The sequence below is a fragment of the Rothia sp. HMSC069D01 genome, assembly GCF_001810135.1.
Taxonomy (GTDB): Bacteria; Actinomycetota; Actinomycetes; order Actinomycetales; family Micrococcaceae; genus Rothia.
On record NZ_KV800108.1, the window covers coordinates 611,188 to 613,275 of the forward strand.

Annotated in this window: 2 protein-coding genes; both read left to right on the top strand. The window is 53.9% G+C overall.

Going from position 1 to position 2,088, the window contains the following annotated elements; genetic code table 11:
- The coding region (locus HMPREF2710_RS06910; RefSeq protein WP_070506534.1) for a DUF6318 family protein at positions 1–708 on the top strand (708 nt) is incomplete at its 5' end.
- 238 nt (positions 709–946) lie between these two features.
- Positions 947–1,711: a DUF6318 family protein gene (locus HMPREF2710_RS06915; RefSeq protein ID WP_083303507.1), complete on the top strand. Its 765-nt coding sequence runs from the start codon at positions 947–949 to the stop codon at positions 1,709–1,711.
- Positions 1,712–2,088: the final 377 nt, after the last annotated feature.

The following is a 2,088-nucleotide window of genomic DNA, read 5'->3' on the forward strand; positions in this document are numbered from 1 at the left end:
ACTGCGTGCGCTAGCGATATTCGCCCGCTGGCTGATGGCTCGGCATCTAACTCTACTTCCGGTTCTGCTAGTGCATCCGCGAGCGCTTCAGCTAGTGCCTCACCCAGTGCCTCGGCTAGCGCTTCGCCTTCTGCTTCTTCCGGCAAGCATTATAAGGGCCTCGTGAAGTTCGATAACTTCGAGAAGAACGGCGAGTACGTTCCGGCAACCGCCACTCATAAGGCGCAGAATGTGCCGAAGCCTCTCGTTCCGGCGAACATGAACGAGCAGAACGTTGACGGTATTTACGCGTTCGTTGGTTATTGGTTGGCGAGTTCCAACTATCTGCTGATGACCGGCGATACTGAGCCGCTGCAGAAGGTTGAATCTGCGGATTCACTGCAGAATTACCAGAATTTGACGGTTGCCTATGAAAATAATGCGGGCTGGCTCTACGGTGTGGATAGCCCTATGACTCTTGAGTTGCTTTCTGATTCACCACAGAAAATTTCCGGTAGCAGAACTCGTTATGACTGGTTGGCGTACATGAACTACAGCGCCGATATGAAGATTCACATTGAAGGCAGCCCTGATGAACCTTTCATGGAGGATAGTTCGCGGGAACTGACGAAGGTTAGTGTGGAGTACAAGGACGGTAAGTGGATTATGGTCAGCAGTGAGGATGGCTCTTCTGCGACTGACTCTGCCGGCGGGTCTTCTTCTGTCTAAGCACCTACCCTATAGGTAAGGTCTAACGGCTTAAGATAGACTTCTCCCCCGCCTGCGGTAATGCACCGTGGGCGGGGTTTCTTTATGCCGGAACTCGGTGATGCTTTGCTGCGGTATTTAGATTGCTTTGTCATCGGCGCTAAATGACGACCGCTGATGGGCATCTGTGTATTTGCCGGTATGATGGGGTTGTCAACTCACTCAATTTCCTTTGTTGACTTCCTATGAAAGGCTGATTATGACGAGCCCTTCCCCCATTTCTGCTGGTATGTCCCGCCGCGTGGCGCTGGGCGCGACCGGTGCCGGTGTGCTGGCTGCATTGACTGCGTGCGCTAGCGATATTCGCCCGACGGCTGAAGGTTCGGCGTCTAGCTCCGCTTCTGAAAGCGCCTCGGCCGCTGCTTCCGCATCTGCTTCTTCGGACAAGTCCTATAAGGGCTTTGTGAAGTTCGATAACTTCGAGAAGAACGGCGAATACGTTCCTGCCACTGCCGAGAAGAAGGCGCAGAATGTGCCCAAGCCCCTCGCCCCGGCGAACATGAACGAAGATAACGTTGATGGCATGTATGCGTTCATTGGCTACTGGCTGGCAAGCTTTAACTATGCGCTAATGACCGGTGATACTGAGCCGATGAAGAAGGCTGACCCTGCAGATGTGTATGTGAATGGTCTGCAGGAACTTACGATCATGTACGAGAACGATCTGGGCTGGATGTACGGTACGGATACCCCGGTTACTCTTGAGCTGACTAGTGGTTCACCGAAGAAGGCGTCCGGTAAGGGTAACCGTTACGACTGGCCGGCATACATGAACTACAGCGCCGATGCGAAGATTCACATTGAGGGCAAGTCTGACCAGCCCTTTAAGACCGCTTCTAGCCCGAATGGCAAGCTGGCGAAGGTTGCCGTGGAATACAAGGACGGTAAGTGGATTATGCTCACCGGCGATGAAGGCTCTTCTTCGTCGGCTTCCGCTTCTTCCTCTAGCTCTTCTTCTGTCTAGGCCCCACCATATCGGTTCCGGTCTAACGGTTTGAGGTAGGCTTCTCCCCCGCCTGCGGTAATGCACCGTGGGCGGGGTTTCTTTGTGCCGAAACTCTGCCAGAACTCTGCGGAAACCCAGGGAACACCCAGGGGGAAACTCAACAAATGTTCTGAGTCGGCGGAGGGGCCCTCGGGTACGCTTAACGTATATACATTGACGTACTACATGTGGTCTTTACCTGCAGGTTGTGAGCTTCGTGCTGACGACTTTGGGGGTGAAGGATCCAACGAAGGACTTCCGATGACTACTTTCTTCACTCGACGTACTGCCCTGGGTGTTGCCGTTGCTGGCGCGCTTTCTGCGTTGACTGCGTGCGCTAGCGATATTCGCCCGCT

Excerpts from the sequence above, each read along its gene's own strand:
- HMPREF2710_RS06915 (WP_083303507.1), top strand. The coding sequence starts at position 947 with ATGACGAGCCCTTCCCCCATTTCTGCTGGTATGTCCCGCCGCGTGGCG.